General features: G+C 70.6%; 19 protein-coding genes and 1 tRNA gene. 12 read left to right on the top strand and 8 right to left on the bottom strand.

Annotated elements, in window-relative coordinates:
- Positions 1-41: 41 nt before the first annotated feature.
- Together ACWEQG_RS05250 and ACWEQG_RS05245 are read left to right on the top strand one after the other, a co-directional pair.
- Entirely contained in the window at positions 42-1,055 is a 1,014-nt protein-coding gene (locus tag ACWEQG_RS05250) for a chorismate-binding protein (RefSeq protein ID WP_452281914.1), read from the top strand.
- A 15-nt stretch (positions 1,056-1,070) separates the two neighbouring features.
- Entirely contained in the window at positions 1,071-1,901 is an 831-nt protein-coding gene (locus ACWEQG_RS05245; protein ID WP_452281912.1) for an aminotransferase class IV, read from the top strand.
- A gap of 3 nt (positions 1,902-1,904) precedes the next feature.
- On the opposite strand, the gene ACWEQG_RS05240 is transcribed toward ACWEQG_RS05245, so the two are convergent.
- Entirely contained in the window at positions 1,905-3,284 is a 1,380-nt protein-coding gene (locus tag ACWEQG_RS05240) for an LVIVD repeat-containing protein (protein ID WP_452281910.1), read from the bottom strand.
- Positions 3,285-3,367: 83 nt separating this feature from the next.
- On the opposite strand from ACWEQG_RS05240, the gene ACWEQG_RS05235 reads away from it, so the two are divergent.
- Complete coding sequence (locus tag ACWEQG_RS05235; RefSeq protein ID WP_452281908.1) at positions 3,368-3,964, top strand: DUF305 domain-containing protein; 597 nt, start codon at positions 3,368-3,370, stop codon at positions 3,962-3,964.
- 3 nt (positions 3,965-3,967) lie between these two features.
- Here ACWEQG_RS05235 and ACWEQG_RS05230 read toward each other — a convergent pair whose 3' ends face one another.
- Complete coding sequence (locus ACWEQG_RS05230; RefSeq protein WP_036329836.1) at positions 3,968-4,384, bottom strand: SsgA family sporulation/cell division regulator; 417 nt, start codon at positions 4,382-4,384, stop codon at positions 3,968-3,970.
- Positions 4,385-4,849: 465 nt separating this feature from the next.
- Here ACWEQG_RS05230 and ACWEQG_RS05225 point away from each other — a divergent pair.
- Positions 4,850-4,921 (top strand) — tRNA-Val (locus ACWEQG_RS05225).
- 152 nt (positions 4,922-5,073) lie between these two features.
- Here the strand turns inward: ACWEQG_RS05225 and ACWEQG_RS05220 are convergent.
- The 3 genes from ACWEQG_RS05220 to ACWEQG_RS05210 all read right to left on the bottom strand — a co-directional run bounded on the left by ACWEQG_RS05220 (position 5,074) and on the right by ACWEQG_RS05210 (position 6,929).
- The gene (locus tag ACWEQG_RS05220; RefSeq protein ID WP_452281907.1) at positions 5,074-5,334 is read right to left on the bottom strand and encodes a tyrosine-type recombinase/integrase; all 261 of its coding nucleotides are present in this window, start codon (positions 5,332-5,334) and stop codon (positions 5,074-5,076) included.
- Positions 5,312-6,037: a hypothetical protein gene (locus ACWEQG_RS05215; protein ID WP_452281905.1), complete on the bottom strand. Its 726-nt coding sequence runs from the start codon at positions 6,035-6,037 to the stop codon at positions 5,312-5,314. Before ACWEQG_RS05215 ends, ACWEQG_RS05220 begins: the two co-directional genes overlap by 23 nt.
- A 367-nt stretch (positions 6,038-6,404) precedes the next feature.
- A complete protein-coding gene (locus tag ACWEQG_RS05210; RefSeq protein WP_452281903.1) occupies positions 6,405-6,929 on the bottom strand; it encodes a YbhB/YbcL family Raf kinase inhibitor-like protein in 525 nt (174 codons plus the stop codon).
- 216 nt (positions 6,930-7,145) lie between these two features.
- On the opposite strand from ACWEQG_RS05210, the gene ACWEQG_RS05205 reads away from it, so the two are divergent.
- The 3 genes from ACWEQG_RS05205 (at position 7,146) to ACWEQG_RS05195 (ending at position 10,653) form a co-directional block, all read left to right on the top strand.
- Entirely contained in the window at positions 7,146-7,730 is a 585-nt protein-coding gene (locus ACWEQG_RS05205) for a PRC-barrel domain-containing protein (RefSeq protein WP_452281902.1), read from the top strand.
- A 255-nt stretch (positions 7,731-7,985) separates the two neighbouring features.
- Complete coding sequence (locus ACWEQG_RS05200) at positions 7,986-8,252, top strand: WGxxGxxG family protein (protein WP_363466741.1); 267 nt, start codon at positions 7,986-7,988, stop codon at positions 8,250-8,252.
- A gap of 139 nt (positions 8,253-8,391) precedes the next feature.
- Positions 8,392-10,653, top strand: a complete 2,262-nt coding sequence (locus ACWEQG_RS05195) for a catalase (RefSeq protein ID WP_452281900.1) — start codon at positions 8,392-8,394, stop codon at positions 10,651-10,653.
- Positions 10,654-10,910: 257 nt separating this feature from the next.
- Here ACWEQG_RS05195 and ACWEQG_RS05190 read toward each other — a convergent pair whose 3' ends face one another.
- The 3 genes from ACWEQG_RS05190 to ACWEQG_RS05180 form a co-directional block, all read right to left on the bottom strand.
- A complete protein-coding gene (locus ACWEQG_RS05190; RefSeq protein WP_452281898.1) occupies positions 10,911-12,101 on the bottom strand; it encodes a cytochrome P450 in 1,191 nt (396 codons plus the stop codon).
- 126 nt (positions 12,102-12,227) lie between these two features.
- The gene (locus ACWEQG_RS05185; RefSeq protein ID WP_452281896.1) at positions 12,228-13,316 is read right to left on the bottom strand and encodes a M20 family metallopeptidase; all 1,089 of its coding nucleotides are present in this window, start codon (positions 13,314-13,316) and stop codon (positions 12,228-12,230) included.
- A 19-nt stretch (positions 13,317-13,335) separates the two neighbouring features.
- Entirely contained in the window at positions 13,336-14,352 is a 1,017-nt protein-coding gene (locus ACWEQG_RS05180) for a LacI family DNA-binding transcriptional regulator (protein ID WP_452281894.1), read from the bottom strand.
- A gap of 205 nt (positions 14,353-14,557) precedes the next feature.
- Here ACWEQG_RS05180 and ACWEQG_RS05175 point away from each other — a divergent pair, with 205 nt between their 5' ends.
- The 5 genes from ACWEQG_RS05175 to ACWEQG_RS05155 are packed head-to-tail and all read left to right on the top strand — an operon-like array spanning position 14,558 to position 19,220.
- Positions 14,558-15,547: a substrate-binding domain-containing protein gene (locus ACWEQG_RS05175; protein ID WP_452281892.1), complete on the top strand. Its 990-nt coding sequence runs from the start codon at positions 14,558-14,560 to the stop codon at positions 15,545-15,547.
- Between the two features lie 17 nt (positions 15,548-15,564).
- Entirely contained in the window at positions 15,565-16,347 is a 783-nt protein-coding gene (locus tag ACWEQG_RS05170; RefSeq protein ID WP_363466723.1) for an ATP-binding cassette domain-containing protein, read from the top strand.
- The gene (locus ACWEQG_RS05165) at positions 16,344-17,369 is read left to right on the top strand and encodes an ABC transporter permease (protein WP_452281890.1); all 1,026 of its coding nucleotides are present in this window, start codon (positions 16,344-16,346) and stop codon (positions 17,367-17,369) included. The genes ACWEQG_RS05170 and ACWEQG_RS05165 overlap by 4 nt, the downstream gene beginning before the upstream one ends.
- A gap of 23 nt (positions 17,370-17,392) precedes the next feature.
- A complete protein-coding gene (locus ACWEQG_RS05160) occupies positions 17,393-18,439 on the top strand; it encodes a phosphotriesterase family protein (protein ID WP_452281888.1) in 1,047 nt (348 codons plus the stop codon).
- 31 nt (positions 18,440-18,470) lie between these two features.
- On the top strand, positions 18,471-19,220 hold the full coding sequence (locus tag ACWEQG_RS05155; RefSeq protein WP_452281886.1) for a glutamine amidotransferase: 750 nt from the start codon (positions 18,471-18,473) through the stop codon (positions 19,218-19,220).
- Position 19,221 lies beyond the last annotated feature (1 nt).

Below are 19,221 nucleotides of genomic sequence, written 5' to 3'. Positions count from 1 at the left end.
GGCTGACCTTCCGGCCCCGCCGGGGGAGCGACAATGGACACGTGTACGACGCCTTCGCCCATATCGGGGGCCGCCTGGCCACGGGCCTGAGAGAGGTGACCACCGACCTGGCCGCTCTCGACGGCTCCGGCTGGTGGGCGGTGGTCGTGTCGTACGAGGGAAAGGTGGTCTGCGCGCGGTTCGACCGGGTGCGGCCCGCTCCGCTGCCCCCGCCGCGCGGCCCGTGGCGGGGACCCGCCCGCGACGCCTGGGCCACGTCCCTGGACCGGGAGGGGTACGAGCGGGGCGTCGGGCGGATCAGGGACTACATCGAGCGGGGGGAGGTCTACCAGGCCAACCTCTGCCGTGTCCTGTCCGCGCCGCTGCCCACCCCGGACGTGGACCCCCTCGCCCTGGCCGTACGGCTGGCCGAGGGCAACCCGGCGCCGTACGCGGCCGTCGTCGGCGTGCCCGGGCTGACCGTCGTGTCGGCCTCGCCGGAGCTGTACCTGTCCAGGAGCGGCGAGATGGTCGAGTCCCGGCCGATCAAGGGGACCGGCGTGACGGCGGACGATCTCCTCGACAAGGACTACGCCGAGAACCTCATGATCGTCGACCTCGTTCGCAACGACCTCGGCCGCGTGGCGGAGGTAGGCTCGGTGACCGTGCCCTCGCTGTTCGCGGTCGAGGAGCACCCCGGGCTCGTGCACCTGGTCTCCACGGTGCGGGCGCGGCTCGCCGGCGGCGCCGGCTGGCCGGAGCTGTTCGCCGCCACCTTCCCTCCGGGATCGGTGACCGGGGCGCCGAAGTCGTCGGCGCTGCGGATCATCAACGAGCTCGAACCAGAGCCCAGGGGGCCGTACTGTGGGGCCGTGGGCTGGGTCGACGCCGACCGGCGCGAGGGGGCGCTGGCGGTCGGCATCCGCACCTTCTGGATCGAGCACGACATGATCCGGTTCGGTACGGGAGCGGGCATCACCTGGGGGTCCGACCCCAGGAGGGAGTGGCGCGAGACCGAGCTCAAGGCCGCCAGGCTCATCGGCCTCGCGTCCGAAGACGGCCCGCGACATCGGTAACGAACGGAGCAGGAGATGTCTGTACCCATCTGGGTGAACGGGGAGCTGTACGAGCCCGACAGGGCCGTGGTCTCGGTGTACGACCACGGGCTGATGGTCGGCGACGGCGTGTTCGAGACGGTCAAGGCGGTGAACGGGGAGTCCTTCGCGCTGACCCGCCACCTCGACCGGCTGGCGCTGTCGGCCAAGCGGATGGACCTGCCCGAGCCCGACCTCGCAGCGATCGCCGACGGGGTGCGCCGCTGCCTGGCGGCCGCGCCGAAGTGGCCCCTGGCGCGGATCAGGATCACCTACACCAGCGGCCCCGGCCCGCTCGGCTCCGACCGCGGGTCGGCCGGCACGAACGCGATCGTCATCGTGGGCGAGCAGGCGCCGTTCCCCGCCACCGCCGACGTCGTCGTGGTGCCCTGGCCGCGCAACGAGCGCGGCGCGCTGGCCGGCGTCAAGAGCACGTCCTACGGCGACAACGCCAAGGCCCTGGCGTACGCCAAGGAGCGCGGCGGCGCCGAGGCGATCTTCGAGAACCTGGCCGGGCACCTGTGCGAGGGCACGGGGAGCAACATCTTCATCGTCACCGGCGGGCGGCTGATCACCCCGACGCTCGCCTCCGGCTGCCTGGCCGGCGTCACCCGCGCGCTCACCCTCGAATGGTGCGGCGGCGAGGAGGCCGACGTGCCGATCTCGGCGCTGTACGAGGCCGAGGAGGCCTTCCTCACCTCGACGACCCGTGACATCCAGCCGATCAGGGCCGTGGACGGGAAGGTGCTGCCCCAGGCGCCCGGACCGGTCACGCTGGAGGCCATGAAGGTCTTCGCCGAGCGCTCGGCGGCCGACGTCGACCCGTGATCCTCAGTAGGAGCGCTGGCTCTGGGCGTTGAGCTCCTTCATCCGTACGGCCCTGGCGGGATCGGTGCGGGGGTCGTCCACGCGCAGCACGTCGAGTCCCTTGGTGATGTCGCTGGAGTAGATGTAGCCGTTGTAGTAGTAGGCCGACCAGGAGCCGCCGAGGTGGAGCTCCGGCGCCAGCGGCCCGCGCTCGAAGTAGGCGATCTCCTGCGGGTGGGCGGAGTCGGTGAAGTCCCAGACCGAGACTCCGCCCATGTACCACCCCTGGACCATCACGTCACGGCCCGGCACGGGCACCAGCGCGCCGTTGTGGGCCACGCAGTTCTCCTTGGCGTCCTGCGCCCGGGGGATCTTGAAGTAGCCCTGCCGCACGAGCCTGCGCTCCGGCGTCAGCGAGTAGATCGCGTCCGCGCCCTTGGTCTCGCTCACCGAGGGCAGGCAGGTGGCGGCCACCCCGCCGCCCATCTCGTCGCTGAAGACGACCTTGGTGCCCTCGTTGTTGAACGTGGCCGAGTGCCAGATGGAGAAGTTCTCCTCGTCGCGCACGGTCTGCAGCAGCTTCGGGCGCACCGGGTCGGAGATGTCCAGCAGGACGCCGTCGCCGAAGCAGGCGCCGGCGGCCAGGTCCTTCTCGGGGTAGACGGTGATGTCGTGGCAGCCGCCCAGGCCGTCCTCGCCCGCCGCCCTGCCCGCGAACAGCTCGGGCTTGGCCACGACCCGCGCCTTGCCGGGGTCGGCGACGGGAACCTCCACGATCGAGATGTTCTGGTGGGGCGGCGCGCAGTTCGTCGTGTCCGGCTCCGGGCCCGGGGAGGACACGTACAGGTAGACCGTCCCGGCGTCCTTCCCCGGCACGACCGCGTGCGTGTGAGAGCCGCACTCCGTGCGTACGGACTTCAGATAGCGCGGGTGGGCCTTGTCGGAGATGTCGAAGACGCGGATGCCCTCCCACGCGCTCGCGGCCGCCGGGTCCCCGGCCTCGCTGGCACAGGTGTCGTCCGTACGGGGCTCGTCGACCGACAGGAACAGCAGGTCGCCGGAGACCGAGATGTCGTTCTGCCCGCCGGGGCACCTCACCCGGGCGACGGCCTTCGGGTGCTCGGGGTCGCCGATGTCGTGCACGGTGAAGCCCCCGTAGTTGCCCACGAACGCGTAGCGGCCCTGGAACGCCATGTCGGTGCCCCAGTCGTCCGGGCCGTCGAACGGCGCCGCCAGGGGGACGTTGGCGACCACCTTCATGTTGGGGCTGTGCCTGATTTCGTCCCGGGCCGGAATGCCGTCCGCGGCGGCCGTCGGCGACGGAGCGGGCTCGGCGGGGGCGCATGCCGGGGCCAGGAGGACAACGGTCGCCACCAGCGCGGCCTTCAGCCTCGGTCTACTCACATCGCCCCCATGTCCGCGGATCATCGCCCACTATGGAAGCTATGTCGAGCCCGCGGCCGGTGCGGACCGGTTTGGTAACGGTTGTGCTGGCAGTTGTGCCCGCGCTGGCCGCCTGCTCGTCCGGGGCCGCCCTGCCGGCGCGCGCGGACGCCCCGGTGATCGTGCCCGGCGCCCCCGGGCAGTCGGGTGGTCCTCCGCCGGACCGTCCGGCCGCGCGGACAGGGCCGGTGGCGGCGGACGTCCGGTTCGCCGAGGCGATGATCCCGCATCATCGGCAGGCGCTGGAGATGGCCGGGCTGGCCGCGGCGCGTACCGGCGATCCGCTGGTGACCGCGGTGGCCGGCCGCGTGGTGGACGGGCAGCGCCCGGAGATCGCGGTGATGGAGTCGTGGCTGCGGGGGCTGGGCCGTACGCCGCCGTCCGGCCACGACCACGTCGCGAGCGGTTACGGCATGGCCGGTGAGGAGGAGCTCGACCGGCTGCGTACGGCGCGGGGGCGCGCCTTCGACAGGCTCTTCCTCACGCTGATGATCCGGCACCACGAGGGCGCGGTGAGCATGGCGGCGGAGGAGCTGCGCCGGGGACGGGACCGCACCATGCGGTCGATGGCCCAGGACGTCGTCACCGGCCAGCAGATCGAGATCGCGCGGATGAAAGGGATCCAGCGGAAGCTGGGCTGATTCCTAGGAGCTCCAGAGCATGTTGGTGAGCTCCTCGTCCAGGTCCATGAAGTCGGTCTCACGGCCGGCGGGGACGAGCTCGTAGGTCCGGTGCAGGAACTCGGTGAGGGGGGCCAGCGGCACCTCGAACAGGGCCTGGCCGAAAGGTGAGGTGAGGCTGATGTTGAGCGTGCGCTCGCCGTCCGACCGGGCCGGCCACACCTGGACGTCGCCGTCTCCGACGCGCCGCACGATGCCGACGGTCAGCAACTCGCGGGCGAAGATCCACTCGACCGGCTCGTCATTCCCCACGTGGAAGGCCATCCGGATGGCGTACGGATCCTCGGCCGTGTAACTCAGCCCGGCGAGCAGGGGGACGGTCGTACGGTCGGGGACCACAAGCCGAAGGCCTAGCTCGGCAGAGACGGTGGTGCTGTTCATCGTCAGCCAAACCTTTTCGTCGTCGGGTCCCCTGTCAGGGGCTTTCACTGCGTCTTCACTGTCCGGTCGGGCCTCGCCGGGCGCTCGCGCTACGAGACGAACGAAGAGACCCGTAGGAAAGATTCCGCCTCCAGGCCCTTCTGTAACGCACATCACAGCTTGACATTCGGTCATCTACCAGCTCAAACATCACCAACAGGCTTGTCCTTACCTCTGCGTTGCGTGTCGGCGGGGCCGCGCCGGCGACGCCATTGCGGGCGAATGATCTCAGGTCGTGCGTATAGGTCGAGCATGGAGCATCACGATGCTATGACACCACACCCCCACGCCGGGGACGGTCTGGCGAACCTTTCGAAGGTGTTGACGAAGGCGGGACGATCGAGCCGACCGGGCCGTGCTTTCGCCATCACCCCCTCGGGTGCGGTATGGTTTTCCCCGTCGGCGCCGCGAGGCGCAGACGATCCCGGGCGATTAGCTCAGCGGGAGAGCGCTTCGTTCACACCGAAGAGGTCACTGGTTCGATCCCAGTATCGCCCACACGATCAAGGCTCGTCGGAGGTCACCACTCCGACGGGCCTTTTCGCTGTTCAAAGCTTTGGCTCTAGCTGTCGTCCTCCTCCCGATCGAGATCAGCGGCGCTGACTGCGTCCGGCTCCTGGGGCCGATCTGGAGCAGGAGTCAGCGAAAAGTCAGCGAACACCGCCCGCGCCCTGCCGTAGCGGTCGCGCGAGGAGTGCGTGTATCGGTTGAGCGTCGTGGACATCTGCTCGTGCCGGCTTGCGCGTCACCGTGCCCACCACCCGCTCCACTCGTACGGTTCCGGCATCTAGGTCGACGGCGTCCCAGCGCAGGCCCGCGCGTTCACCCCAGCGGAGGCCGGTGCCGGCGACCAGGCCGACGAGCGCCCGGTCGTTGGCCGGACGGGAATCAGCAGAAGACCATCGCAGCACCCGTCGCGATTGACTGGCGGGCTGCGGCCATCAACTGCAGGCAGGTGAAGGACTCCACGCCGTACCGCTGCCAGCCCTCCCGGGCTGCCCCCTCGCCCTCGAGGGCTTCGTCGACCTCATCCGACCACGGGTCGAGGTCCTCTGGCAGGCCGAGCCGCTCGGCGAGGCGCCGGCACTCCTCCAGCAGCCGCTGGGACGAGCCGATGTACGCACCGGTGACTCTTCCGTCGATGAGTACCGGCGCGAAATCGACGGGCACGTAGAAGCCTTCGCAGTCGCTATGGTGTACGAGATGATCGAAGCGACCAGCGGCGCCCTCTGCTGAGCCGATCACCCTGACCGGGTCACCGATCTCCACCGCGTGATGGGGATGACGGGTGTAGACCCGGGCCAGCAGGGGGTCCTCTGCGGCCTTAAGTGCGTCCTGCCGAGCGGGCAGCGCTCCCGTTTCGGTCAGGTGGACGGCCAGACGGCGGAGATTGTGCAGCCCGATGTAGCCGTACATCTCGAAATCGCCCGTCTCGGCGGGGAGGTCAGGCTCCGCCCAGTCGGGAAGCCTGGCTTCCGCCAGTGCCTGTCGGATCGCCGTGAAGTCTTCGCCGAACTCGTCGGCCGCGTCATCCAGTTCGGGGTCGGCGAGGATGCCCACGACGATGTTGAGTCCCATGCCAGGCATGGTGGTGTACAGCAGCGTGTACAGCAACGCCGCCTTGTACGGTCGCATACCACCGGCCTGCACCTGACGCTTGAGCAGGACGAGGAGCCGCCGACAAGGCATCTGCCCTTTCCTCGCAGTCAGATGGTCGCGATGAACCAGGCGGTCCCTTCCGGCAGTTCCTCTTCCTTCAGGCTGAGGCGGAACGCTGATCCGGGTTGAATCGGTGTCCAATAAAGTGCTCGTCTCCGGCCGGGTTGGCGGGCGTGGAGCTGCCGCCACCACAGAAGCGTTCCGAATGGGACGACGAGGGTTTGGTGTTGCTCCGCGTCGGTGTGCCGCCCCTTGTGCCATCGCCGTCCCCGGAGATCGCAGGAGACGGATGAACGGATCTGCCGATCGGAGGCCGGCCCGCTCAGCGTCCCCAGACGCCGACGGTCTCGCCCGAGGCGACGGCGGCGTTCTTGATGTGCTGGTGCGTCGCCGTCGCGTCGTCGCCCGGTGTGACGGGACCGCGCAGGGCGTACACGATGAAGTGGTAGCGGTGTCCGCCGCTCGGTGGGCAGGGGCCCGCGTAGGCGGCCTGTCCGTTGCTGCCCGGCAGCACCTTCCCCTGGGCCTGCCCCTCGCTGACGCTCGTCGCCGAGGCCGGGATGCCTGTCACGATCCAGTGGATGTACGTCCCGCCGGGGGCGTCGGGATCGTCCACCACGATCGCCAGCTCGCGTGCGGACTCGGGAACGCCGGTCCAGGTCAGCGGCGGTGAGACGTTCTCACCGCCCTGCTGCGTGCACACGTGCTTCTCGGGGATCGCGGCGCTCTCGGCGAACGCCGGGCTGCTCACCTTGAGACCGTCGGTGGGCGGGGCGTCCCCGGGCGCGCACCCGGCCAGCAGCAGAAGGACGACGGCGCCGGCCATCGCACACTTGCCGATCTTCACGTGGCCAGGATAAGCGGCAGGAGAGCGGCAACCGCGACGTTCGTCCCTCACGTCAGCGAACGCATCCGGCATGCCGGGCGCGGCTGAGCGGCCGGTCTGGCCGAGCTGTCAAAGGTCGGCCTTTTCAATCCCTCTCTTCGGTATTTATCAGCATCTCTGGTGCATTGATCAGATACGTGCGGTGAGGATCGGGATGCAAGGGGAGGAGGGAAGCGCATGATCACACAGGAGCAGATCCCCGCGGTACTGGACCACGACCTCTTCGACATCGACGGAAACAAGATCGGCGAGGTCAAGCACGTCTTCCTCGACGAGGTCACCGGCAGGCCCGAGTGGCTGTGCATCAAGACCGGCCTGTTCGGCCTCAAGGAGTCCTTCGTGCCCATGCGGGACGCGGAGCTGGTCGCCGACCACGTCGAGGTGCCCTACGACAAGGACCGCGTCAAGGACGCTCCGAACATCGACGTCGACGCCGGCGGGCACCTGTCGGCCGATGAGGAGCGCGACCTGTACCGCTACTACGGAATGAGCTGGGAGACCTCCTGGCGGGAGGCCAACCAGCCCGGCGAAGGCGGCTGGGCCCACGAGAGCGGCATGCGCGAACGTGAGCGCCTCGGGTACGGCGAGACCGGCGGCGTGGAGACCGGCGGCATCGAGACCGGCACGGGCATCGGCACCGGCACAGGTACGGGCGGCATCGAGGACGCGATGACGCGCCCGGAGGAGCCGACGGGCCTCGGCGCGACAACCCATGAGGGCGACCGGCCCCGGTTGCGCAGATACACCGTGACGGGCGAGTAGCGAATATCCCGTCGCGAAGGTACGGGCGAGGCGGTCATCCGTGCCGGTCCTCTTCGCGGGACACGGCGGGCGACCCCAATGCGGCCGGCGTCTCCGGCGAGCGAGACAGCGTGACGCTTCGCCGTGGACGCACCAGCCGTCGCGGAGGTGCGCCCCAGGGATGACGGGGGGTCGACCCTCCAGGGACAGGGCTTCGTCCGGAGGGGGACAGAAGGCGGTCTCCCGATCGCGAGACCGCCGGATCGGGGGAAACCAATGCGCAAGATGCTCACGAGCCTGGGGCTGGCCTTCCTGCTCACGCTCGCCCCGGCCGCGGCCGCCACGGCGGATACGCCCGTCGCGCCGGCCACGTACAGCCAGCCCAGTCCGTCGCCGCAGCCCGGCCAGGGCAGGGACGACGGCGGCAGCGGAGGCCTGTGGGGTCTGCTGGGCCTGCTCGGTCTGCTCGGTCTCGCCGGGATGCGCAAGCAGAAGCACCGTGTGGGTACGGCCGAGCACATGTCCAACCGTCCGTACAGCTGAGGCCTGCTGCGGCACGTGTCCTCGCGGCGGCCCGCCGCGGGGACACCGTCGCGGGTGGAGGCCCGCTGACAGGTTTGGCCCTCCTACCAGCGGGTACGGCGCGCGGACTGCTCGTTACCGCTTGATGGAGGATCGCACCATGGATGCCAGCAAGCCCGCCAAGGCGGTCAAGGAGGTCGTGGAGAACGCGGCGGAGAAGGTGACCGACTTCCTGACGCCGGACGTGCCCGGCTCGCCGGGCAGCGCCCCGGCGACCCTTGAGGAGCCGACGACGCCGCGCGATCCGCTGCCCCCGAAGAAGGAGCAGGGCGCTCCCGCGACCGTCACACCGACCGGAGCGGAGACCGGCGCGCCCGCCACGGCCAAGGGACAGCAGGGCGCCCACCTCACCACCGCGCAGGGGGCGCGGCTGCGCGACACCGACCACTCGCTGAAGGCGGGTGAGCGCGGCCCGACCCTGCTGCAGGACCACCATCTGCGCGAGAAGATCACGCACTTCGACCACGAGCGCATCCCCGAGCGCGTCGTCCACGCCCGGGGCGCCGGCGCCCACGGCGTCTTCGAGGGGTACGGCACCGCCGAAGCGGTGACCAAGGCCGGTTTCCTGAAGAAGGGGAAGAAGACCGACGTCTTCGTGCGGTTCTCCACGGTCCTCGGTTCGCGCGGATCAGCCGACACGGTCCGCGACACCCGCGGGTTCGCCACCAAGTTCTACACCGACGAGGGCACCTTCGACCTCGTCGCCAACAACATCCCGGTCTTCTTCATCCAGGACGGCATCAAGTTTCCCGACGTCATCCACGCGGGCAAGCCGCACCCGGACCGGGAGATCCCGCAGGCGCAGAGCGCGCACGACACGTTCTGGGACTTCGTCTCGCTGCACACCGAGGCGCAGCACCACACGATGTGGAACATGTCCGACCGCGGGATCCCGCGCTCCTTCCGCATGATGGAGGGCTTCGGCGTCCACACCTTCCGGCTGGTGAACGAGGCCGGGGAGACGGTGCTGGTCAAGTTCCACTGGAAGCCCAAGCTCGGCGTGCACTCCCTGACCTGGGAGGAGGCGCAGATGCTCGGCGGCATGGACCCCGACTTCCACCGCCGGGATCTGTACGACGCGATCGAGGCCGGCGCCTACCCCGAGTGGGAGCTCGGCATCCAGGTCTTCCCCGACACTCCTGACCAGACGTTCGAGGGCATCGACCTGCTGGACCCGACCAAGATCGTGCCCGAGGAGCTCGCGCCGGTGCAGGCGATCGGGAAGATGACGCTCGATCGGACGCCCACCAACTTCTTCGCCGAGGTCGAGCAGGTCGCCTTCCACGTCGGGCACCTGCCGCCGGGCATCGACGTCACCAACGACCCGCTGCTGCAGACGCGGCTGTTCTCCTATCTCGACACGCAGATCACGCGGCTGGGCGGCCCGAACTTCGCGCAGATCCCGATCAACCGTCCGCACTGCCCGGTCAACGACATGCTCCGCGACGGCTTCCACCAGCACGCCGTCCACGCCGGCGTCGCGCCGTACCGGCCGAACTCCCTGGACGGCGGCAACCCGTTCGTCGCCGGCGACGGGGAGAAGGCGTACACCGACGTGCCGGTCGAGGTCGCCCAGGCGAGGAAGGTCCGCGCCAACCCCGTGTCCTTCGACGACCACTTCAGCCAGACGCGCCTGTTCTGGCTGAGCATGACGCCGGTGGAGAAGGAGCACATCATCCGCGCCTACACCTTCGAGCTGGGCAAGTGCTACGAGCAGGCGATCAAGGAGCGTCAGCTCCAGTGCCTGGCGAACATCGACCCGGTCCTGTGCCGGGAGGTCGCCACCGGGCTGGGGTTGCCCGCGCCGGAGCCGACCCTGCCGCTCGCCGATTCGGCGCCCAGCCCCGCGCTCTCGCAGCTGGGCAAGGAGTGGCCGGGTGACGGCCGCATGGTCGGCGTCGTGGTCGACGACGGCGCCGACCTCGACGGCGTACGCGACCTGCGCAAGGCCGTGTTCGCCGCCGGGATGGTGCCGCTGCTGATCGCGCCGCACGGCGGCATGCTGGGCGACCTGCCCGTGCAGCGGACCTTCGCCACCGCCCGGTCGATCGAGTTCGACGCGCTGCTGCTGGCGGCCGCGCCGGTGCCGGCGCCGGACGCGCTGCCCGCGCGTGACGCCAAGGCGGGAGCGGGCGACGCCATCGCGGTGGACCCGCGGGTGATGCTCATGATCGACGAGTGCTGGCGGCACGCGAAGGCGATCGGCGCGTGGGGCGGCGGCGCGAAGCTGCTCGCGCAGGCCGGGATCAGCGGCACGCCGGGCGTGGTCTCCGGTGACTCCGCCACCGAGGTGTTCACCGCTGTGCAGCGGTTGATGGCCGCCCACCGCGTCTGGGAGAGGTTCCCCGCCTCGGTCGCCTGACGGCTCCGCGTCGTGGGGCGAGGGGCGGCGAGGGGCGGCTAGCCCTCTCCGGAGGGGCCCCGCACGGCCTCCTCCTCCGGTCAGTCCGGGGAGGAGGCCGTGGTGAGGAGCCTTGTCGAACTCGGTGATCTGCTGAACGCCGACGGCTTCGGGTTCGTCCCCGACCACGTGCCGTTGGAGCCCAGGCTGACGGACGAGCCGCCCGGCCCTCGGCGTCGGACGCCGGAGGGCCGGGTGCTCGGCGGTGAGCCGGAGGCCTACCAGGTGACCGGCATCGTGGTCAGGCCGTGTACGACGGTGAAGGAGCGGAACAGGGGGTCGCCCGCCAGTCGCAGGCCGGGGAACCGGCGCAGCAGGGCGGGGAACGCGATTCGCATCTCCATACGGGCCAGGGGAGCGCCGAGACAGTGATGGACGCCGTGTCCGAACGCGACGTGGCCGATGACATCCCGGCGGATGTCCAGGTCGTCCGGGTTCGGAACGAGCCCCGGGTCGCGGTTGGCGGCGGGCAGGGAGCAGATGACGGTCTCGCCGGGGCCGAGGGTCCGATCGCCCAGCCGGACCTCGGTTGTAGTGATCTTGACCGTTCCGGAGTGCACGATGCTGAGCCATCGCAGCAGTTCCTCGACGGCGGCGTCCACGCGGTCCGGCTCGTCGCGCAGCAGCGTGAGCTGATCGGGATGCCGCAGCAGGGCGAGGGTGCCCAGGGACAGCATGTTTGCCGTGGTCTCGTGCCCGGCGAGCAGCAGCAGGGTGCCGATGCCGGTGAGTTCGGGATCGCTCAACTCGTCGCCGTGCTCGCGTACGAGCATGCCGAGCAGGTCCTCACCGGGGTCCTTGCGCATCGTCGTGATCAGGCCTGCGATGTACGCCCGGGCCTCCGCCGCCGCGGCCGCGCGTTCGTCCGGGGACAGGGAAGCGTCCAGCATCCGCTTGGACGTCCCCTGGAAGCCGGCCCGGTCGGCGTACGGCACGCCCAGCAGTTCGCAGATCACCAGGGAGGGAACCGGGAGGGCGAAGTCCGTCACCAGATCGGCGGGTGGTCCGCCGCGCTCCATGGCGTCCAAATGGTCGTCGACGATCTGCTGGACTCTGGGCTCCAGCCCCCGCATACGGCGGACGGTGAACTGGGCCGTGAGCATCCGGCGCAGCCGGGTGTGCTCGGGAGGGTCGGAACCGAGCAGGTTGCCGGCGCGCATCGCGGCGGCCTCCTCCGCGCTGGGCGGCGGCGCGCCGGGCGGCCGGAGCGGAGGCACGAGCGCGTTGCTGTACAGCTCCGGATGGCTCAGCACCGTCCGGACATCCTCGTATCTGGTGACCAGCCAGGCGTCGGTGCCGAACACGGTGCGGATCCGGGCCACCCCCTCGTCGTTGCGCAGTGCGGAGAGCTCCGGGACGGGATGGAATCCGTCCCGTCGCATGTGCAGGGGCGGGGACACGTCGCGCACGCGACCTCCTCGAGTCACCGGCAGTGTGATGATCGCCTTGCCACAATCCGACGATAACCGTCCGGTGTCCGCGGTGGGCGCTCGTGACCCGGCTGCGCGGGCCACGTCGCCGGGCCGGTCACGCGATCAGCCGAACCGCCCGAGGGCGGCGGTGTAGATCTCGACGGCCTCCTCGATCCGGTGGACCAGGCAGTATTCGTCGGTGACGTGCGCCTGCTCGGGCTCGCCGGGGCCGCAGATGACCGTGGGCCCCCCGCCGCAGACGGTAGCGAGGACCGAGGCGTCGGTGAAGTAGCTGGCCGCCGGACGGTCGCCGGGCGCGCCCGCCCCCGCGTCCACCAGGGCACGCACGAAGGGGTCGTCCGGCTCCGTCCAGATCGCGGGCAGGTCCACGAGCACGTCGAGGGTCGCCTCGTCGCCGAGCGCGGCCTGCAACCGCTCGCGGAGCCGCCCGTGGTCCTGGCCGGCGACGGTCCGCAGGTCGATGGTCGCGGCGGCCAGGTCGGGCACGGAGTTCACGTTGATCCCGCCGCGCACCGTCCCCACGTTCACCGTGGACGGGCCGAGCCAGGGGTGTTCGGGCACCCCGGGATCGAACCGCTCGACGGCGCCGATCACGCGGGCGAGCTTGTAGATCGCGTTGTCGCCGAGGTGCGGCATCGAGCCGTGCGCCGTCCTGCCCCGCGTGGTGGCCTCCAGCCAGAGCGCGCCCTTGTGCCCGAGCAGCACCCGGTTGGCGGTCGGCTCGGCCACCAGCAGCGCGCGCGACCTGCTTACCAGGCCCGCGGCCGCCATGCCGGCCGCGCCGTCACAACCGGTCTCCTCGCCTACGGTGAGGACGATCTCCAGCGCGCCCTTCGCCCCGGCGCGGCGCACGTGCCGCTCGGCGGCGACCACCAGCGCGGCCACGCCGGACTTCATGTCGCTCGAACCACGTCCGTACAGCCGGTCGCCGTCGATCTCCGCGCCGTGCGGCGCGTGCCGCCACGTCTGCCCGCCCAGCGGCACCGTGTCGAGATGCCCGGTCAGCGTCACCGGCTCGCCCGACCCCCAGCGGGCGACCAGGCCGGTCCGGCCCGGCGCGTACTCGTGCCGCCGCACCGCGAAACCGGCGTCCGACAGTCGTCTCGCGAGCGGTTCGGCCACCGCGGCCTCGCCCCCGCCCACCGAGTCGATCCTGACCAGCTCGCGTGTCAGCTCGACCGCCTCGTCCACCCGGACTCCTTCCCCTGACTTACTCTGCGACTCCGGCCGCCGACAGCCGGCTGGTCTGCCGTACGACGAGCCTGGGCGTGATCGCGATCCGCTGCGCGGGCCGCGTGTCGGCGGCCTTGACCTGGCCGAGCAGGCGCACCGCCTCCGCCGCCATCTCCTCCACCGGCTGGCGCACCGTGCTGAGCGGCGGGTCGCACATGGTCGCGTGGCCCACGTCGTCGAACCCGACGACCGAGACGTCCTCGGGGACGCGCGCCCCGCCGAACCGCAGCGACCGCACCAGGCCCACGGCGATCTCGTCGTTCCCGCAGACCACCGCGTCCGGCAGCCGGCCGGCGTCGAGCAGCCTGCGCCCGGCCTCGATGCCCCAGTCCAGAGTGAACTCGCCCAGCAGCGGCGGCAGGATCTCCACCCCGGCCCGCGCCGCGGCGCGTTCGAACCCGCTGAGCCGCAGCCGGGCGGAGGAGCTCACCAGCCGGCTGCCCGCGAAGACCACCGAGCGTGCCCCGCCCGCGATCACGTGCTCGACCGCCAGGGTCACCCCCGCCTCGTCGTCCACGCCCACCCAGTCGGCCGTGCCGCCCTCGATGTGGCGGTCGAGCTGCACGAGGGGCACCCGGCGGGCCGCGTCCAGCACGGCCGGGACGCTGGCCTCGATGTCGCACGGACTGATGATCAGCCCGTCGACGCGCCGGGCCAGCAGGGTCTCCAGCCTCCGGGCCTCGATGTGGGGATCGTACCGGGACGAGCACAGCAGCAGGTCGGTGCCGGAGTTCTGCAGCTCGCGCTCCACGGCCTCGACGATCGTGGTGAAGAACGGGTTCCCGATGCCCGGCACGACCATGCCGATGGTGCCGGTGGTCTGGTCGCGCAGCGCCTTGGCGACCGCGTTCGGCTGGTAGCCGAGCTCGGCCGCGGCACGCGCGACCCGCTCGGCGACCTCGGGCGTGACCTTGCGCCGCCCCGAGAGCGCGCGGGAGGCCGAGGCAACGGAGACGCCCGCTGCCCGCGCCACGTCGTGAATCGTCACGCCCATCGTGTAATCGATTTCCCTTGATCTTTGCCAACGATCGACCCTGCGGCCCCTTGTAGTGCCGAGATCACACGGAACGATAGGGGTTCGGTGAGGAAACCGCACCTTGACGGTGCTTTTTCGGTCCCACTAGCATGCCCGAAACTCGGGTAATCGATTACCCATCCGATCCATCCCTACCCCCGCCCCCCCGAAAGGCTCATCTCTCATGGCTCGATCCACGAGATTCATCCGCCTGACCGCGGCGACGACGATCCTGGCCACCGGCCTGCTGGCGGCGGCCTGTGGCAGCTCGGACGACTCCGGCGCCTCCGGCGCTTCCGGGGGCTCCGGCGGAGACCGGCCGAGGGTCGGGCTCGTCCAGATCAACCAGCAGGCGATCTTCTTCAACGAGATGAACGCCGGCGCCCAGCAGGCGGCGAAGGAGGCGAACGTCGATCTCACGATCTTCAACGCCAACGACGACCCGGCCAAGCAGAACGAGGCCATCGACAACTTCGTCCAGCAGCAGTTCGACGCGGTCATCGTGGTCGCCATCGACGTCGAGGGCATCAAGCCCGCGGTGAAGATCGCCAAGGACGCCGGGCTGAAGGTCGTCGCCGTGGACGCGATCGTCGACTCGCCCGCCGTGGACACCCAGGTGGGTGTGGACAACGCCGCGGCGGCCCAGCAGGCGGGCGACTTCGTCAACAAGTGGGCCCAGGCGCAGGGCCTTACCGCGCCGAAGATCGGCGTGGTGGGCGCGCTCAACTCCTTCATCCAGAACATCCGCAAGGACGACTTCAACAAGACGGTCGAGGGCGCCGGCGCCAAGATCGTTCAGACCGTAGACGGGCAGAACAAGCAGGAGGCCGCGATGTCGGCCGCGGAGAACCTGCTCACCTCCCGCTCCGACATGAACATCGTGTACGCCACCGGCGAGCCGGCCCTGCTCGGCACGGTCGCCGCCGTGAAGTCGCAGAACGCGGGCGACCGGGTCAAGGTCTTCGGCTGGGACCTGACCAAGGAGGCCATCAGCGGCATCGACGCCGGGTTCGTCGCCGGGGTGGTCCAGCAGGACCCGAAGACCGAGGGCTACGAGGCCGTCAAGGAGGCCCAGGCCCTGGTCGGCGGCGCCCAGCCGAAGAAGAAAATCGACGTGCCCGTGACGATCGTGACCAAGGACAACGTCGATTCGTACCGCGCCACGTTCAAGTGAGCGGCGAAGGGATTCGCATGACCGACCAGAAGGCGGATCGCGTTGATCGGGTGGTCATGCGCGACATCCGCAAGCGCTACGGAATGGTCGACGCGCTGCGCGGCCCGACGCTGCGCGTCGGCCCGGGAGAGGTGGTCGGGCTCGTCGGCGACAACGCGGCCGGCAAGTCCACCCTCATGAAGGTGCTGGCCGGCGCCGTCGTGCCGGACTCCGGCGAGATCGTCTTCGACGGCCGGCCGGTCTCCTTCGCCACCCCCAAGGACGCCCGCGAGCTGGGCATCGAGATGGTCTACCAGGACCTCGCGCTGTGCGACGACATCGACGTGGCCGGGAACCTGTTCCTCGGCAGGGAGCCGCGCAAGGCCGGCGGCATGATGCTCGACATACGGAAGATGCACGAGGACGCCCGTCGCCACCTGGACGCCCTGAACATCCGGATCCCGCTGACGGACATCCCCGTCGGGGGACTGTCGGGCGGCCAGCGGCAGGCGGTCGCCATCGCCCGGGCCGTGACCTTCGGGCCCAAGCTGCTCATCCTCGACGAGCCGACGGCGGCACTCGCCGTCGCCGAGGTCGAGACCGTCCTCGAACTGATCAAGACAGTCTCGGCCCAGGGCGTGTCGGTGATCCTCATCACCCACCGCCTGCAGGACCTCTTCCGGGTCTGCGACCGGCTGTGCGTTATGTACGAGGGCACGCTCAGGGCCGACCTCGACGCCCGGAACACCAGCCTCGAACGGCTCGTGTCCGAGATCGTCGCCCACGACGAGGGAGAGATGAAGGAGGGGGTGCGACGGTGACCGCCACCAAGACCGGGACCAGCCACGGGACCAGCCAGCGGGTCGTCACCACCAGGTCGGCCCGGGCCAACGCCCACATCGGCCGGCACGCGCAGACGATCGCGATCGCGGTCGTGCTGGTGGTCCTGCTGATCTTCTTCGCGTTCTCCGCCGACCGGTTCGCCACGACGGGCAACCTGCTCAACCTGCTGCGGCAGATCGCCCCCACGCTGGTCGTCGCGACCGCGATGACCTTCGTGATCAGCACGTCCGGCATCGACCTGTCGGTCGGCTCCACGGTCGCACTGTCGGGTTCGCTACTCGCGATCGTGCTGCAGCACGGGTGGAACCCCACCCTCGCCCTGGTCGCGATCCTCGCGCTCGGCGCCCTGATCGGGTTCGTGAACGGGTGGTTCTCCTCCTACCAGAACATCCCGCCGTTCATCGTCACGCTCGCGATGCTGTCGATCATGCGGGGCACGGCGCTGCGCGCCACCGAGGGCTACTCGACCCCCATCGACGGAGACCTCTGGATCGTCCAGATCGGCCAGGGCCGCATCGCCGGGGTGCCCGTCCCGGCCATCATCGCGGTGGTCGTCGCGCTGATCGGCTGGCTCGTCCTCACCCGGACGCCGTTCGGCCGCTACGTCATCGGCCTCGGCTCCAACGGCGAGTCGCTGCGCCGCACCGGCGTGAACACGCGGAAAGTCGGGCTGACCGTCTACGTGCTCGCCGGCCTGGCGGCGGCGGTCGCGGGCGTGCTGATCGCCACCCGTCTCAGCTCCGGCTCGTCCAACGCCGGATCCGGCTTCGAGCTGGAGGTCATCACGGCCGTCGTGCTCGGCGGCACCAGCCTCTTCGGCGGCCGGGCGAGCATGCTCGGCACGATCCTCGGCGCGCTCACGCTCGGCGTGATCGCCAATGGCCTGGTGCTGCTGCACGTCTCGCCGTTCTACGTGCAGATCGTCCAGGGCGGCATCCTGCTGCTGGCCATCTTCGCCAACAGCAAGGTGTGGGCGAAGTTCGGGGCGATCCGGAAATGACCTCCCCGGCCCGGCCTCCGGCCGTGACGACGGCGCTGGTGAACACCGTGCTCGGCCCCGTGTCCCCCCACGACCTCGGGATCACGCTCTGCCACGAGCACCTGCGCAACGACGGCGCCCGCGCCTGGCACCCCGCGCCCGAGGGCGACGCCGAGGGCGAGCTGATCGCCGGGCACCCCGTGCGGATGGAGTTCCTCGGCAGGCTCCGCAACGACCCGTACCTCTCCCGCGACAACGTGTCGCTGGACGACACGGGAACCGCGATCGAGGAGGTGCGCAGGTTCGCCGAGCGCGGCGGGCGCACGCTGCTCGAGGTGACCCCCGAGGGCATCGGGCGGGCGCCCGGCGAGCTGGTCGCGATCGCCCGCGCCACCGGGCTGAACGTCGTCATGGGCTGCGGCTTCTACCTGGAGAAGACCCACCCCGCCCGGGTCCGCTCGATGACGGCGGCGGACGTCGCCGACGAGATCGAGCGCGACCTCACCGAGGGCGTGGACGGCGTCCGGGCCGGCGTGATCGGGGAGATCGGCGTCTCGCCGGACTTCACCCCCGAGGAGGAGAAGGTGCTGCGCGGCGCGGCCCGGGCGCAGGCCCGCACGGGCGTGCCGCTCTCGGTCCACCTCCCCGGCTGGGTGCGGCACGGTCACCGCGTGCTCGACGTCGTCGCGGAGGAGGGCGGCCTGCTCGCCGGCACCGTGCTCTCGCACCTGAACCCCAGCGGGGCGGACCGCGACTACCAGGTGTCCCTCGCCCTGCGCGGCGCCTACCTCGGCTACGACATGTGCGGCATGGACTACCTCTATCCGGGCGAGGGCCAGTCCCCGTGCGACGAGGAGAACGCCGTCGCCGTGGCCTGGCTGGTCCGCGCCGGGCTCGGGCACCGGGTGCTGCTCTCCCAGGACGTGTTCCTGAAGACCATGCTCGTCCGCTACGGCGGCACCGGCTACGCCCACATCCTCACCCACTTCGTCCCGCGCCTGCACCGGCACGGGCTGACCGCCGGCGACACCACCCGGCTGCTCGCGGGCAACCCGCGCGAGCTCTTCCTCGCCGCCGCGCGCGGCCACTGATCACAGACGTAGAAAGAAGGAGACGATTTCCATGACCCGCGTGCTCGTCGCCGGTGAATCGTGGGTGAGCGTGTCGACCCACTACAAGGGCTTCGACGCGTTCACCTCGACCACCTACCACACCGGAATCGAACCCCTGCGGGGCGTCCTGGCCGCCGACGGCATCGAGGTCGACCACCTGCCCGCGCACGACGTGCCCGAGCTGTTCCCCGGCACGCCCGAGGCGCTGGCCGCCTACGACGTGGTCGTGCTCTCCGACATCGGGGCCAACAGCATCCTGCTGCACCCCGCTACCTGGCTGGCCAGCGAGAAGACCGTCAACCGCCTCGACCTGCTGGCCGACTGGGTGGAGCAGGGCGGCGGCCTCGCCATGGCCGGCGGTTACCTGAGCTTCCAGGGCTTCGAGGCCAAGGCCGCGTTCGCCGGCACGGCGGTCGAACGGGTGCTCCCCGCCCGGATCTCCCGCTACGACGACCGCGTCGAGACCCCGCAGGGCGTGCCCGGCCTGCTCGCCGACGACGCGCACCCCATCGTGGCCGGGCTCCCCGCCCAGTGGCCCGACCTGCTCGGTTACAACCGGTTCGCGCTGCCCGAGGACGCGACGCTGCTCGCGACCGTCGGCGGCGACCCCCTGCTCGCCGTACGGCAGGCCGGGGCGGGGCGCACGCTCGCCTGGGCCTCCGACATCGCGCCGCACTGGTGCCCGGACGAGTTCGTCTCCTGGGACGGCTACCGCACCCTGTTCACCCGGGCGGTCCGCTGGCTCGCGAAGGAGCTCTGAC

The organism is Microbispora sp. NPDC004025 (genome assembly GCF_053604425.1).
This window is presented reverse-complemented; position numbering and strand designations above follow the sequence as displayed.

What these genes read in the sequence shown, in the direction of transcription:
- ACWEQG_RS05245 (WP_452281912.1), top strand. Translation starts at nt 1,071, where the DNA reads ATGTCTGTACCCATCTGGGTGAACGGGGAGCTGTACGAGCCCGACAGG.
- ACWEQG_RS05230 (WP_036329836.1), bottom strand. Translation starts at nt 4,384, where the DNA reads ATGAACAGCACCACCGTCTCTGCCGAGCTAGGCCTTCGGCTTGTGGTC.
- ACWEQG_RS05205 (WP_452281902.1), top strand. Translation starts at nt 7,146, where the DNA reads ATGATCACACAGGAGCAGATCCCCGCGGTACTGGACCACGACCTCTTC.
- ACWEQG_RS05200 (WP_363466741.1), top strand. Translation starts at nt 7,986, where the DNA reads ATGCGCAAGATGCTCACGAGCCTGGGGCTGGCCTTCCTGCTCACGCTC.
- ACWEQG_RS05195 (WP_452281900.1), top strand. Translation starts at nt 8,392, where the DNA reads ATGGATGCCAGCAAGCCCGCCAAGGCGGTCAAGGAGGTCGTGGAGAAC.
- ACWEQG_RS05180 (WP_452281894.1), bottom strand. Translation starts at nt 14,352, where the DNA reads ATGGGCGTGACGATTCACGACGTGGCGCGGGCAGCGGGCGTCTCCGTT.
- ACWEQG_RS05175 (WP_452281892.1), top strand. Translation starts at nt 14,558, where the DNA reads ATGGCTCGATCCACGAGATTCATCCGCCTGACCGCGGCGACGACGATC.
- ACWEQG_RS05170 (WP_363466723.1), top strand. Translation starts at nt 15,565, where the DNA reads ATGACCGACCAGAAGGCGGATCGCGTTGATCGGGTGGTCATGCGCGAC.
- ACWEQG_RS05155 (WP_452281886.1), top strand. Translation starts at nt 18,471, where the DNA reads ATGACCCGCGTGCTCGTCGCCGGTGAATCGTGGGTGAGCGTGTCGACC.